The following is a 13,180-nucleotide window of genomic DNA, read 5'->3' as shown; positions in this document are numbered from 1 at the left end:
GATGGCGCTTTCAATTTTTGATAATACCTGTTGTGACTTGGGTGAGGGAGTTGTTTGGATTCCTGGTAGGCAATCTATTGCTTGGCTCGATATTCTCTCGCGAAAGCTATATGTTAAACCTATTCATGGCTCGGCACGAACGGTTAGTTATGATTTAGAATACACTGCCTCTGCAATCTTGGTAAACAAGACGTTATCCCCGGCTACACTATTACTTGTCTCAGATGTAGGGGTGTTTGAATTTAATATAGATACCGGTACGTCACGCCTTAAGTTTTCCTACAGTTTACCTGCGACACATCGTACTAATGATGCAGGGTTAGACCCCCATGGCTACATTGTGTTCGGTGTTATGGAATGGGAGCCTTCTGGGCTCAATGGGTGGATATCACGAATTGACCTAGATGGAAATCTAGAAATTTTGATTGATAGTGTAGGTATTCCTAATACGTTTGCCTGGTCTGATGATGGCAAGGTCATTTACTTTGCAGATTCTTTTGTTAAAACGATGTTCCAAGCAAGTTATTTTGACATAGGCAACACTCGTCGGGATTTGTTTGTGCTTTCAGATAGTGACGCTACGCCAGATGGGTCAGACCTTGCAGGGGGATATTTATATAACGCTGAATGGGGTGGCTGGAGAGTTACGAAAAGGTCTTTGTCGTCAGGCCAAGTGCTTGAAAGAATACAATTACCCATTTCTCAGCCGACAAGTTGTGTTGTGGTTGGCGCTCAAATAGTGATAACAACTGCTAAAACCGATTTGAATAAAGAAGCGTTGATGAAGTCCCCACATTCTGGGAAGACGTTTATAGCAAGTTTAAATGATTTTGCGGTGGTCTAAATAATATGACTGAAATTGCAAGTGTAGTTATTCGCACCTTAAATGAAGAGAGCTATCTTCCAGAGTTATTGACAAGTATTCGCAATCAGTCGGTGGACGGTTTCGATATTGAAGTTGTTTTGGTGGATTCAGGTTCTACAGACAGAACGCTTGAAATAGCTCAATCATTTGGATGCCGAATTACACATATTAAAAAAGAAGATTTCACATTTGGACGCTCTTTAAATGTCGGTTGTGATTTTTCTAATGGTGATTATTTAATATTTGTTAGTGGGCACTGTATTCCCGCGACGGAAAATTGGCTGCAAAATCTAATCCGGCCGTTAAGGGATGGTCTTGCCGAATATTCGTACGGTCGTCAGGTTGCACGAGACACCACAAAATTCTCTGAGAACGAGTTATTTAATAAATTTTACCCGGAGTATTCCAAGCAGCCTCAGGAGGGGTATTTTTGCAATAACGCGAATGCAGCGGTAATCCGTTCGGCGTGGTCAAAATTTAAATTTAATGAAGAGCTGACCGGCTTGGAAGATATGTATCTTGCGCGTCGTATAGTCGAAGAGTCCGAAGGTCATGTTGCATACAAAGCTGATGCTCCGGTTTTTCATATACATGATGAGAGCTGGCGACAGGTTAGAATTCGCTATGAGCGTGAAGCCTATGCGCTCCAAAAGATAATGCCGGGCATGCATTTCAATCTTGCAGATTTGTTTCGGTTTTATTTTGCTGGTGTTCTTCAAGATATGGCGTCCGCTATCAACAAAGGGGTGCTTATAAAAGAACTCCCGTCCATCATTTTATTTAGATTGATGCAATATTGGGGCACGTATAGAGGTCATCACGAGCATAGAAAAGCGTCTCAAGAAATGAAGTACCGTTATTTTTATCCTAAAGATATTGAAAGAGAAGAGTATGAAAAGGAAAGTAGTCGCATTGTTACCAATGAAGGCAAATAGTGACCGGGTCAAAGGTAAAAATTTTAGAATACTTGCGGGAAAGCCTCTGTTTCAATGGATATTAGATGCGCTATTAGCTGTTCCTGATATTGATTGTGTGGTGATTAATACTGACGCAAAACATATTTTATTAGAGAATGGCTTGGTTCCATCTGATCGCGTAATCATACGTGAAAGAAAGGCTGGGTTATGCGGCGACTTTGTGTCGATGAACTTGATTTTGGAGGATGATATATCCGAAGTTGATTCTGAGCTTTACTTGATGACGCATACGACTAACCCATTGATCTCTAGCGATACGATTAAGAATGCGTTGAAGAGGTTTAAGTCATGTGAGGCGACCCATGACTCCTTGTTTAGTGTCAACAAGGTTCAAACGCGGTTTTATCGAGAAGATATGACGCCTGTAAATCATAATCCAGCCGAGTTGGTTAGAACTCAAGATCTAGAGCCGTGGTTTGAGGAGAATTCATGCTTATATTTATTTACCCGTGAGTCTTTTTCAAAAACCAATGCTCGTATTGGCAAGTCCCCAATGATGTTTATTACTCCAGCACTAGAGTCCGTTGATATTGATGAACCGGAAGATTGGGTAATGGCAGAAGCCTTAGCAATGAATTTATCAAATTAGTAAGAGGAATACATTCGATGCGAGTATTAGTAACATGCCCGCCCATGTTGGGGATGAAAGATCAGTTTTTACCCTACATGAAAGAGAAGGGTTTGGAAGGTGTATGTGCAGATGTTGTACAAACGCTATCGGTAGAGGAATTAATTAGCCTTGTACCTCAATATGATGGGTGGATTATAGGTGATGACCCAGCTACCAGAGAAGTGTTTGAGGCGGGAAAAGCCGGGAAGCTAAAAGCGGCCGTAAAGTGGGGTATTGGTGTTGATAATGTAGACTTTTCTGCTTGCGCAGATTTAGGGATACCAATCATAAATACCCCAAATATGTTTGGGGCAGAAGTGGCCGATGTTGCACTTGGTTATGTTATTGCTCTAGCAAGACAAACATTTTTCATAGACAGAGAGATTCGTAGCGGCAATTGGCCGAAAAATCGCGGCATATCTTTGTCAGGTAAAACTATCGGCGTTATCGGCTATGGCGATATAGGGAAGAGTTTCGCTACACGTGCCGTCGCATTAGGTATGCAGCCAATTATATTTGATCCAGGGTTTAAAGAGCTTGATTCTAAAAATGGTCAGCTCGCAATGTGGCCCGAGCGTACGCACGAGTGCGATTTCTTAGTATTTACCTGTGCCCTAAATAAGCACAACTATCATATGTTGAATGCGGAAGTGTTAGCGCAATGCAAAGCTGGGGTTCGAATTGTTAATGTCGCGAGAGGCCCTCTTATCGACGAAGAAGCACTTTGTGAAGCATTGATGACTGAAAAAGTACATTCGGCAGCGCTCGACGTATTTGAAGTTGAGCCGTTGCCAGCGAATAGTTATTTGCGAAACCATCCTTTATGTATTTTTGGTTCGCACAATAGCTCAAATACAGAAGACGCGGTCATTAAAACAAATATTCGGGCAATTAATGAGATTTCCGCTTTCCTGAGCGCCTGTCGATGAAAAAGGCGGTGGTTATAACGGGAACCAACGGAGGTATCGGAGCGGCCCTAAAGGAAAAATTTTCAGAAGAAGGGTATGCCGTTATCGGTATTGGAAAAAGTCCGGATCAAAAAAATTGTGATGCTTATATACAAGTCGATTTTATAGAATTGGCCCGTAGCGAAGAGGTGCTAAAGTGCTTTTGCGAAGAAATACTACCACTTTTTAAAAAATATTCGCTCGCAGGATTGATTAACAACTCTGCGCTTCAAATTTTGGCAGACACTAAAAGCTTAACGCTGAACGACTTTCAGTCGACCTTAAGCGTAAATTTAATCGTGCCCTTTATTTTGTCGAAAATTTGTTTAGAGTTTTTACAAGAAAACAAAGGATCAATAGTAAATATAGGAAGTATTCACGCGAAACTAACAAAGAAAACGTTTGTTGCTTACGCTACTTCTAAGGGAGCACTAGAGACAATGACTAAAGCAATGGCAGTAGATGTTGGCTCTAAGGTTAGAGTGAATTTAATCGCACCTGCTGCAATAGAGACTGAAATGCTCGTTGATGGATTTAAGGCTTGCCCCGAAAAATATACTCAGCTAAAGGATTGCCACCCAACGGGGTCAATCGGTCAGCCTGAGGAAGTTGCAAATATAGCGTTTTATCTTATAAATGGTTCAACTCCATTTTTGAACGGGGCGGTTATCGATTTGACTGGTGGTATTTCCGCTAAACTATGTGATCCAGCTGAATATAATTAGGTGTCAGTGTAATGAGTTTGGGTGTGGAAAATTGGAAACAATTGTTTAATCTTCAGTTGGTTGCTCGAGACGGTTTAGATTTTAGAGATGACGACGTATTTTTAGTTTCATATCCAAAGTCAGGGAATACCTGGCTAAGAAACTTAGTTGTTAATCTTGTTTATCCAGACCGAATAACGGGGATTCAAACAGTGGATGAGTATGTTCCTGATGTTTATAAAACCAGGAAATACAAGTTAGAGAAAATGGCTAGTAGGCGATACATAAAAAGCCATGAATATTTTGATAATAGGTATAAAAATATTATTAACGTTGTGAGAGATCCTCGTGACGTCTGTGTATCATACTATTATTACTTAAAGAAGAATTTCGCCATACCTGATGAGCTAAGTATCGATGCGTTCGCATGCCAATTCGTTGCTGGTAATATTGATAATTTCTCTAGTTGGTCTGAGCACGTTGGTGGTTGGTCTTCAGTAAATAGGGAAAGTAAGCGGTATTTGTTGATTAAATATGAGGATATACGTGAAATTCCCGAGAAACTAATCTGCGATGTATCGAATTTTTTAGAGATACAATGCTGCGAAGAAGATGTTGTACGGATAGCTAAAGATATATCTTTTAAATCTATGCAAGAGGCCGAAAAGAAGGGGGCAGAGAAGTGGCGTGAAACTTCTAATACTCGCAAAGATATCATGTTTATGAGGAAAGGAGAAAGCGGGGAATGGAAAGATATGCTATCCGAAGAAAGTGTAGAATTAATAGAGCGCGTATTTAGCGAGGAAATGCGCGAACATGGGTATATTTAATGGGTCTTAACATTTCTGGCGTCAGACATGCTGGTATTTCGTATGCTTTTCTGTTGTTGGCGGTGTTGTCTGCTGGCAATTATTTCCCTCGGCTATTTCTTAATATAGGTGGGGTGTATTTTCTTGATTTGCTTGTGATTCCTCTGCTTATAGGAGCTCTATTTTTTAATTTTGGCAAGAATGCCGCGGACATTCTTTCTTGTATGCGAAGAGGCCCTTATTTGATTTTCTTTATTGCGCCTATACTTGCTATTTTTCTTGGCAGCTTTTATGGGCTGCCCTTAAAAGAACAGATGTCCCATCTTCGCGCGGTTTCATACTTTTTTTGTATTTTTATTCTGGCGAAAAATGTAAACCTTAGTATTACTGCCTTAAAGATGTTTATTTTTTCAGGGGCTCTACTTCTGATAGCATATTTATACTTCTACCTTAATTATAAAGATACGATTTTAACGGAGGAGTATTCGAATAAATTTAGAGTACCCTTTCTATTGATGTTATCTTTAATGTTAGGTGCATCAAAAGCAAGAATGACGTTGGTATCAATTTCAGTTTTTATTCTGTGTCTATACTTATCAGTTCTTTCAAATTATAGAATTAATGTATTGCTTGTTGTCCTTTCCGTTTTGCCGATTTGGTACGCTGGCAAGCGGAATGGTTACACCACTTTCAAAAACGCTGTTACTATTTTAATTTTTGGATGGCTGTTCATGTTGTTGTGGCAGCTGTTAAATTTCGGTGATCAGTTTTATGAATTCGTTTTTGGCGATGAAGCTCGGTATTCTCAATTGATAGTGAAAACCGAAGCTCTTTGGGGTGTAATCTCCGGCAGTAATAATCTTTCTTCTGAGCAATCTCTAACCCAGCGATTTGAGTTTTTGACATATGCCATTAGCCATTTCTATTACTTCCTCTTTCCATTGGGGCTTGGGGCTTCAGCTATTGGTGAAAATATTTACTCTGACTTCCCGGAATTTAATACAACTGATAGTGGTATTCTATATGGGCTTTTACATTTTGGGCTCATACTTTTTCTTCTAATGGTATATATGTTAGCTTCGCGACTACTAAATTTTTCTAAAGTAATAGGGCAATCTGAAAAGAACCAGTTTTTTTCGATTGTTCTTCTTGTTTCTTTGTATTTTTTTGTAACTACAGAGGCTCTATTGGTCCCGGAGCTTGCTATAGCCAGCGGTTTGGGCATGGGTGTGATATTAAATAGGAGCCTTTGGGCGCTGAAGCTCTAATGAAATTTCACATGAAAAGAGACTTGTTAATTTTAACTACTGATAAACCTGGCCACTATAAAAGCTACGGTGAGTTATGCCGCTCTTTAAGGGGGCGTGGAGAAGTTCTCCCTTCCGCTCCTCTGTCGACAATATTCGCCTGTAAAAAATTAGTTCTTATTGATGGTGATTCTCGCCATTTACTGCTCTTTCCAGTTGTTGTGCTTAGGGCGTTAATGGGAAGGTCTACGGTTTTTTTATCGGTTAGAACTGAAGATTTTCTTGAGTCTAGAATCAAATCGAGAATAAAGAAGACGTTGGTCAGATTACTGATTCGATTTCATCGGGTAAAGTTTATATCTATACACTACCCAAGTTTCAATATTTACGAGGGTAAGCTTGTCAGCCGGTGCATTTATGATCCCCAACTGTGGGATTTGCCGTTTATTGATCAGAGTGTAGATTTCCCTCCCGAGTTACAGGTCTCGCCTGGATATCTGTTAGTACTTGGCACTTTAAATGATAAGCGATGTAAAGATGAGCTTATAGACGCACTACCTGAATTAACAGAGATTGATATTGTTTTCGCGGGAAAAATGAGTGAAGAAGATGAATGTAAGATAACTCGTTTTAAAAATATTGTTTCTATAAATCGCTATGTTTCAGATGCCGAAATTCTTGGCTTGTATAAGCGCGCCGGGGCAGTTTATGCGTTTTACGACGCCTCTGTTATGCGTCCATCTGGCATTTTTGGTCGCGCGATTCAGAATAACTGTCCGGTGATCGTTCGTTCGGGGGGGTACTTAGATGATCAATATGGGCACTTTGCGAAGACGATTTCAATTAGTGCGATTAGTGATTTAAAACATATTCTTAAGAGTTCGGATATTGGTTTTTTGGGTTTGGACGGATGTGAAACTTTTGATCACAGCGAAATCTTGAGAAGCTATTTGTAAGTTAAATTTCATTATTAATGATTTTAGGTAAATTGTAATGTTAAGGTTTTTAATTTTCGCAACAAAGCCCTTTAGATATGCGTGGGATCGATTTACTTATCCAGCTTCACGTATGACGCCGAGGATTGAATCTTGGAAAGATATTTATAAAGGAAAACCTTTACTGATTGTTGGTAATGGCCCTAGCCTGAATCAGACACCCCTTGATGAGTTTACTGGTATGCCTTCAATTGGCATGAATAAGATTGATCTGATGTTCTCCAAGACGAATTGGCGCCCATCATTGGTGGTGTGTCTTAATAATCTTGTGGTTCAGCAGAATTGGAAAGTATTTAAATCTTCAGCCATGCCTGTATTTATTGGATGGAAGTGTCGGCATTTTTTGCCTAGAAATGAAAGAAGTTCATTTAACTATTTTTTAGCCAACTCTGGAAATGACTTCAGCCACGATATCGTTAATGGCTTGGGTTCTTCCGCTACGGTTACTTATATTGCTTTGCAATTTGCGTATTACACGGGAGCAAACCCTGTTGTTTTGTTTGGAGTTGATCATTCTTTTAAAACAGAAGGTAAGCCCCACGATATCCAGAAAAGAACGTCAGACGATGTAAATCATTTTGATCCAAATTATTTTGCGAAAGGCCAGTTTTGGGGGGTTCCTAATTTGGATCAAAGTGAGGTTGAATATAGTATGGCTAGGGAAGTCTTTGAACGAGATGGTAGAAAAGTGCTCGATGCTACAATCGGTGGAAAACTAGAAGTATTTGAGAAAATATCAATTGACGACGCTCGAATGATTTTTAATATCACTAAATAAAATATTTATGGAGTAAAGTATGGCGAAGGTTGCTTTAATTACGGGTATTACTGGGCAGGATGGCTCATATCTTGCCGAATTTCTTTTGGATAAGGGGTATCAAGTTCACGGTATCAAGCGCCGCGCCTCCTCTTTTAATACGGAGCGCGTCGATCATATCTATCAAGACCCTCATACGGACAACAAGAATTTCATACTTCATTATGGAGATTTGTCTGACTCGTCGAATTTGACACGTATTCTGAAAGAAGTGCAGCCTGATGAGGTTTATAATTTAGGTGCTCAGTCTCATGTTGCCGTGTCATTTGAAAGCCCTGAATATACCGCTGACGTTGATGCGTTAGGTACTTTACGGATTTTAGAGGCGATTCGCTTATTGGGCTTAGAAAAGAAAACGCGTTTTTATCAAGCGTCGACCTCAGAGCTTTATGGTGAAGTGCAAGAGATTCCTCAAAAGGAAACAACTCCCTTCTATCCGCGTTCTCCTTACGCCGCGGCAAAGCTATATGCATATTGGATTACCGTAAATTACCGCGAGTCCTACGGTATGTATGCCTGCAATGGTATTTTGTTTAACCACGAATCTCCTCGTCGTGGTGAGACATTTGTGACACGTAAAATTACTCGGGGTATAGCCAATATAGCTCACGGTTTAGAGGAGTGTTTATACCTTGGTAATATGGACGCTTTACGTGATTGGGGGCATGCGAAAGACTATGTACGTATGCAGTGGATGATGCTACAGCAGGAGCAAGCGGAGGATTTCGTAATAGCAACAGGAAAACAAATCTCCGTTAGAGAGTTTGTTCGTATGTCCGCTAAAGAGGCGGGTATCGAGCTAGAGTTTTCTGGGAACGGGATAGATGAAAAAGCGACTGTCTTAAGCGTAGATGTGGACTTGGCGCCTGGTGTAAAAGTGGGTGATGTAATAGTCCGTGTTGACCCTCGTTACTTCCGTCCCGCAGAAGTAGAAACTTTGTTAGGCGACCCAAGTAAAGCGAAGGCTAAGTTGGGTTGGGTTCCGGAAATCACGGTTGAAGAAATGTGTGCGGAGATGGTTGCGTCTGATCTTGATAAAGCTAAGCGCCATGCATTGTTAAAAGACCATGGGTTTGATGTGTCGGTAGCTCGAGAGAACTAAGGGTACATATATGAAACGCGTTTTTGTTGCCGGTCATCGAGGCATGGTTGGCTCTGCTATTGTTCGTCGTTTAGAGCGTTTAGGTGGTTATGAAGTAATCACAGCTGATCGTGCTTCTTTGAACTTACTGGATCAAAAGATGGTGGCGGATTTTTTTGCTACTCAGAAGCTTGATGAAGTATATCTAGCGGCAGCTAAAGTGGGCGGTATTGTGGCAAACAATAGCTATCCGGCTGATTTTATTTATGAAAACCTAATGATTGAGTGCAATATTATTCACTCGGCGTTTAAATCAGGTGTTAAGCGCTTACTCTTTTTGGGTTCGTCTTGCATATATCCTAAGTTAGCAGAACAGCCTATGCAGGAAACTGCGTTGCTGACGGGTACCTTGGAGCCAACCAATGAACCCTATGCGATCGCTAAGATTGCCGGTATTAAATTATGTGAATCGTACAATCGCCAGTATGGCGTTGATTATCGTAGCGTGATGCCAACAAATCTTTATGGGGAAAATGATAATTTCCATCCACAGAATAGCCATGTTATTCCAGCAATGATGAGACGTTTTCATGAGGCCGCAGCGAGCGATGCCCCCGAGGTGGTGGTTTGGGGTACAGGAAAGCCGATGCGTGAGTTCTTGCACGTAGATGACATGGCGGAAGCATCTGTTTTTGTCATGAATCTAGACAAAGAGACCTACGACGCTAATACCCAAGCAATGTTGTCGCACATTAACGTCGGTACAGGCATAGATTGTACTATTGCAGAATTGGCTCATACCTTGGCGAAAGTAGTCGAGTTTAAAGGTAACGTTATTTTTGACACGACTAAACCCGACGGCGCGCCGCGAAAGCTTATGGACGTATCACGCTTGAGGGATATGGGGTGGCAAGCTCAAACCACACTGGAAGAGGGACTGCGTACAACCTATGCTTGGTTTTTAGAGCATCAGTCTGATATTCGTTTATGAGTGGCTGGCTTGATGACAAGGTATTTTCCAGCGGTATTGCGTCGCTTCCTCTAGTGTCTATTGATTTAGTTGTTAGAGATAAAACTAGTGGACAATATTTGTTTGGATGGCGACGAAATAGGCCCGCCGCTGACCACTGGTTTGTACCTGGTGGGCGAGTCCAAAAAAATGAAACTTTGGATGATGCATTTGCGCGACTAACCAAGGCGGAACTCGGGGCGGGGAAATCCAGATCTACAGCTCAGTGGCTTGGTGTTTATCAACATTTTTACGAAGATTGTGTTTTTGGCGAAGGCATCTCTACCCATTATATTGTTTTGGCATACGAGATAGTTGTTAACATTGGAGCGCTGAATTTACCGACGGAACAACATAGTAAATATCAGTGGATGACTAAAGATGAAATTGGTGGGTCTAACTTGGTGCACCAATACAGCAAGGATTATTTTAGATGAGTGCGAAATTTCAAGCTGTTGTAATGGCGGGTGGAAGCGGAAGTCGATTATGGCCGTCTAGTCGAGGTTTGTTTCCTAAGCAGTTTTTATCCATTGCCGGCGAAGAGACAATGTTACAGGCAACATTGTCTCGTGTATCAGGTATTTTAGATTGCAGTACATCGGTTATTTGTAATGAGGAGCATCGCTTTATTGTTGCTCAGCAGTCTCATGAGTCTAAGCACCATTTAACCTCCATTATTTTAGAGCCGGTTGGTCGTAATACCGCGCCAGCGGTTGCGCTTGCCGCATTCGAAGCGATGGAATCTACCGTGGAAACGTCGGCAGCGCCGTTGTTGCTGGTTATGGCCGCGGATCATGTCATAGAGGATGTTGACGCTTTCATTCAAGCAGTCGGCGTCGCAAAGGTGCAAGCTGAAAGCGGTAAAATAGTGACCTTTGGCATTGTGCCTGAGTCAGCTCACACAGGTTATGGTTATATTCAGCGCGGAGATGAGTTTGGTATAGGCTCATTTTCTGTTTCTCGGTTTGTAGAAAAGCCTGACGCTAAAACCGCTCAGTCTTATCTAGAGGACGGTGGCTATTATTGGAATAGCGGTATGTTTTTGTTTGCCGCTGATGTGTATTTAGCTGAATTAAAAGCTTTCCGCCCAGATATTTATGATGCTTGTCAAAAGGCTTATTTAGGTAAAACTCGTGACGTAGATTTTTTGCGCGTTGATGCTGACGCGTTTAATGCGTGCCCTGATGAATCTATTGACTATGCGGTGATGGAAAAAACAGATAAGGCGGTGGTCGTACCTTTGGCTGCTGGTTGGAGTGATGTTGGTGCGTGGTCTTCGCTATGGGAGATCGGTGATCAAGATGCCTATGGAAATGTGAGTAGTGGCGATGTGTTGAGCCACAATACGTCAAACTCTTATATCCGCGCTGAGCATCGCTTAGTGGCAACGGTTGGATTAGATAATATTGTTGTGGTCGAAACCAATGATGCCATTTTAGTTGCTGCTAAGGATCAGGTTCAGGACGTTAAGAAGATTGTTGAGTTATTGAAGTGGCAAGGCCGCAGTGAGTTTATGCAACATCGTCACGTTTATCGGCCGTGGGGTGTTTTTGACTCAATTGATAATGGCGAGCGCTACCAAGTTAAACGTATTACAGTGAAGCCGGGCGCAAAGCTTTCTGTTCAGATGCACCATCATCGTGCTGAACATTGGATTGTAGTGTCTGGCACTGCAAAAGTAACCAATGGCGATAAGGAGTTAATGTTGACGGAAAATCAGTCGACGTATATCCCTGTTGGTGTTGTACATGCTTTGGAAAATCCCGGTGTAATCCCGCTGGAATTAATCGAAGTGCAGTCAGGTTCATATTTGGGTGAGGACGATATAGTTCGTTTTGAAGATCGATATGGGCGGGCGTAATTCTTAGTGAAAATACTTGTTGTAGGATTGAATTATTCACCTGAGTTAACCGGTATCGGTAAGTATACGGGCGAAATGGCTGAGTGGCTTGCTGCACGGGGCCACGAGGTTCGAGTGGTCACTGCGCCGCCATACTATCCGCAGTGGAATATACAAAAGCCCTATAAAAGTTATCTATACAAAATGGAAGTCCATAATGGCGTGTTAGTATATCGATGCCCGCTGTATGTTCCGAAAAACATTACTACCCTGACACGAATTATACACTTGTTCAGTTTCGCTCTTTCTTCATTTCCAGTACTCATACGGCAATTATTTTGGCGGCCTGATATTGTTATTAATCCTGTGCCCTCGTTGTTTTCATCGCCTATGGCGGCTTTAGTTGCGAAGCTGAGTGGTGGAAAAAGTGTCTTACATATTCAAGACTATGAAGTAGACGCGATGCTGGGATTGGGTATGGCAGAATCTGGTTTGGTTGGTAAATTGGCGCGTACCTTTGAGAGATTGGTTTTAACAAGTTTCGATAAAGTGTCGACCATATCGCATTCAATGATGGATAAGGCGAAAGAGAAAGGGGTTTCGGAAAAAAATATCCTCTTTTTCCCGAACTGGTCTGATACGTCGCGCTTTGCCGACGTTAAACCCTCTAACGCTTTGCGTGTTGAGTTAGGTGTTAGTGGTAGCAATAAGCTAATTTTATATTCCGGAAATATAGGTGAAAAGCAAGGTTTGGAACAGCTTATTGAAGCGGCCGATATATTGAAAGATAAACCATATGATTTTGTAATAGTCGGCGATGGAGGGGGGAGAGAGAAACTCATTTCGCTTGCAGTAGGCAAGCAGTTAACAAATGTCCATTTCTCTCCATTGTTACCAATTGAGCAGTTGCCGATTTTGTTGGCTTCTGCAGATTGTCATTTGGTTATTCAAAAGCGCGGTGTCGCAGATGTTGTTTTACCGTCCAAATTAACTAATATTCTCGCAGTTGGCGGGAACGTCGTTATTACCGCGGAGAGTAATACCGAGCTCGGATTACTCTGTGAAAAATATGCTGGTATAGCTGAATTAGTTGAACCTGAAAATGTTGACGCTTTAATTACTGGCATTGAAAAAGCACTATATGGTGACAGGCCTAATCTTATCGCCGCGAATTACGCGAAGGAAAAAATTGATTATCATCAAGTGATTAGCGCATTCGAGAAAAATTTGCTAGAACTTTGATTGAGAGAGCATGTTGGCGATCATGATCATGCTTGCA

The 13,180-nt window shown here is 41.6% G+C and carries 14 protein-coding genes; all 14 read left to right on the top strand.

What is annotated here, in order from left to right; genetic code table 11:
- The first annotated feature begins 1 nt into the window (after nucleotide 1).
- Genes O9X78_RS06885 through O9X78_RS06820 form a run of 14 tightly spaced genes read left to right on the top strand, consistent with a single transcriptional unit; the run spans nucleotide 2 to nucleotide 13,143 of the window.
- Complete coding sequence (locus O9X78_RS06885; protein ID WP_269618888.1) at nucleotides 2-844, top strand: SMP-30/gluconolactonase/LRE family protein; 843 nt, start codon at nucleotides 2-4, stop codon at nucleotides 842-844.
- A gap of 5 nt (nucleotides 845-849) precedes the next feature.
- Nucleotides 850-1,800 (top strand): glycosyltransferase family 2 protein, encoded by a 951-nt coding sequence (locus O9X78_RS06880; protein ID WP_269618887.1) that lies wholly within the window; start codon nucleotides 850-852, stop codon nucleotides 1,798-1,800.
- The gene (locus tag O9X78_RS06875; RefSeq protein WP_269618886.1) at nucleotides 1,757-2,431 is read left to right on the top strand and encodes an acylneuraminate cytidylyltransferase family protein; all 675 of its coding nucleotides are present in this window, start codon (nucleotides 1,757-1,759) and stop codon (nucleotides 2,429-2,431) included. Before O9X78_RS06880 ends, O9X78_RS06875 begins: the two co-directional genes overlap by 44 nt.
- 17 nt (nucleotides 2,432-2,448) lie before the next feature.
- Nucleotides 2,449-3,381: a phosphoglycerate dehydrogenase gene (locus tag O9X78_RS06870; protein WP_269618885.1), complete on the top strand. Its 933-nt coding sequence runs from the start codon at nucleotides 2,449-2,451 to the stop codon at nucleotides 3,379-3,381.
- Nucleotides 3,378-4,124: an SDR family NAD(P)-dependent oxidoreductase gene (locus O9X78_RS06865; protein ID WP_269618884.1), complete on the top strand. Its 747-nt coding sequence runs from the start codon at nucleotides 3,378-3,380 to the stop codon at nucleotides 4,122-4,124. The genes O9X78_RS06870 and O9X78_RS06865 overlap by 4 nt, the downstream gene beginning before the upstream one ends.
- Before the next feature lie 11 nt (nucleotides 4,125-4,135).
- Entirely contained in the window at nucleotides 4,136-4,933 is a 798-nt protein-coding gene (locus O9X78_RS06860; RefSeq protein ID WP_269618883.1) for a sulfotransferase domain-containing protein, read from the top strand.
- Nucleotides 4,933-6,180, top strand: coding sequence for a hypothetical protein (locus O9X78_RS06855; RefSeq protein ID WP_269618882.1), 1,248 nt, complete (start codon nucleotides 4,933-4,935; stop codon nucleotides 6,178-6,180). The genes O9X78_RS06860 and O9X78_RS06855 overlap by 1 nt, the downstream gene beginning before the upstream one ends.
- Nucleotides 6,181-6,191: 11 nt before the next feature.
- Nucleotides 6,192-7,115 (top strand): glycosyltransferase family protein, encoded by a 924-nt coding sequence (locus tag O9X78_RS06850; protein WP_269618881.1) that lies wholly within the window; start codon nucleotides 6,192-6,194, stop codon nucleotides 7,113-7,115.
- Nucleotides 7,116-7,152: 37 nt separating this feature from the next.
- A complete protein-coding gene (locus O9X78_RS06845) occupies nucleotides 7,153-7,932 on the top strand; it encodes a 6-hydroxymethylpterin diphosphokinase MptE-like protein (RefSeq protein WP_269618880.1) in 780 nt (259 codons plus the stop codon).
- A 19-nt stretch (nucleotides 7,933-7,951) separates the two neighbouring features.
- Nucleotides 7,952-9,073 carry a GDP-mannose 4,6-dehydratase gene (gene gmd / locus O9X78_RS06840; protein WP_269618879.1) on the top strand — a complete coding sequence of 374 codons (1,122 nt, stop codon included), beginning with the start codon at nucleotides 7,952-7,954 and terminating at the stop codon, nucleotides 9,071-9,073.
- A 10-nt stretch (nucleotides 9,074-9,083) separates the two neighbouring features.
- The gene (fcl, locus tag O9X78_RS06835) at nucleotides 9,084-10,043 is read left to right on the top strand and encodes a GDP-L-fucose synthase (RefSeq protein ID WP_269618878.1); all 960 of its coding nucleotides are present in this window, start codon (nucleotides 9,084-9,086) and stop codon (nucleotides 10,041-10,043) included.
- A complete protein-coding gene (locus O9X78_RS06830) occupies nucleotides 10,040-10,498 on the top strand; it encodes a GDP-mannose mannosyl hydrolase (RefSeq protein ID WP_269618877.1) in 459 nt (152 codons plus the stop codon). Before fcl ends, O9X78_RS06830 begins: the two co-directional genes overlap by 4 nt.
- Nucleotides 10,495-11,922 carry a mannose-1-phosphate guanylyltransferase/mannose-6-phosphate isomerase gene (locus O9X78_RS06825; RefSeq protein WP_269618875.1) on the top strand — a complete coding sequence of 476 codons (1,428 nt, stop codon included), beginning with the start codon at nucleotides 10,495-10,497 and terminating at the stop codon, nucleotides 11,920-11,922. Before O9X78_RS06830 ends, O9X78_RS06825 begins: the two co-directional genes overlap by 4 nt.
- A 6-nt stretch (nucleotides 11,923-11,928) precedes the next feature.
- Nucleotides 11,929-13,143 carry a glycosyltransferase WbuB gene (locus tag O9X78_RS06820; RefSeq protein WP_269618874.1) on the top strand — a complete coding sequence of 405 codons (1,215 nt, stop codon included), beginning with the start codon at nucleotides 11,929-11,931 and terminating at the stop codon, nucleotides 13,141-13,143.
- Nucleotides 13,144-13,180 lie beyond the last annotated feature (37 nt).

This window comes from Zhongshania aquatica, from assembly GCF_027257955.1.
GTDB lineage: Bacteria > Pseudomonadota > Gammaproteobacteria > Pseudomonadales > Spongiibacteraceae > Spongiibacter > Spongiibacter aquatica.
The sequence above is the reverse complement of the archived record's forward strand: the minus strand, read 5'-3'. Positions and strand labels throughout refer to the sequence as shown.

Excerpts from the sequence above, each read along its gene's own strand:
- O9X78_RS06885 (WP_269618888.1), top strand. The coding sequence starts at position 2 with ATGGCGCTTTCAATTTTTGATAATACCTGTTGTGACTTGGGTGAGGGA.
- O9X78_RS06880 (WP_269618887.1), top strand. The coding sequence starts at position 850 with ATGACTGAAATTGCAAGTGTAGTTATTCGCACCTTAAATGAAGAGAGC.
- O9X78_RS06875 (WP_269618886.1), top strand. The coding sequence starts at position 1,757 with ATGAAAAGGAAAGTAGTCGCATTGTTACCAATGAAGGCAAATAGTGAC.
- O9X78_RS06870 (WP_269618885.1), top strand. The coding sequence starts at position 2,449 with ATGCGAGTATTAGTAACATGCCCGCCCATGTTGGGGATGAAAGATCAG.
- O9X78_RS06865 (WP_269618884.1), top strand. The coding sequence starts at position 3,378 with ATGAAAAAGGCGGTGGTTATAACGGGAACCAACGGAGGTATCGGAGCG.
- O9X78_RS06860 (WP_269618883.1), top strand. The coding sequence starts at position 4,136 with ATGAGTTTGGGTGTGGAAAATTGGAAACAATTGTTTAATCTTCAGTTG.
- O9X78_RS06855 (WP_269618882.1), top strand. The coding sequence starts at position 4,933 with ATGGGTCTTAACATTTCTGGCGTCAGACATGCTGGTATTTCGTATGCT.
- O9X78_RS06850 (WP_269618881.1), top strand. The coding sequence starts at position 6,192 with ATGAAAAGAGACTTGTTAATTTTAACTACTGATAAACCTGGCCACTAT.
- O9X78_RS06845 (WP_269618880.1), top strand. The coding sequence starts at position 7,153 with ATGTTAAGGTTTTTAATTTTCGCAACAAAGCCCTTTAGATATGCGTGG.
- gmd (WP_269618879.1), top strand. The coding sequence starts at position 7,952 with ATGGCGAAGGTTGCTTTAATTACGGGTATTACTGGGCAGGATGGCTCA.
- fcl (WP_269618878.1), top strand. The coding sequence starts at position 9,084 with ATGAAACGCGTTTTTGTTGCCGGTCATCGAGGCATGGTTGGCTCTGCT.
- O9X78_RS06830 (WP_269618877.1), top strand. The coding sequence starts at position 10,040 with ATGAGTGGCTGGCTTGATGACAAGGTATTTTCCAGCGGTATTGCGTCG.
- O9X78_RS06825 (WP_269618875.1), top strand. The coding sequence starts at position 10,495 with ATGAGTGCGAAATTTCAAGCTGTTGTAATGGCGGGTGGAAGCGGAAGT.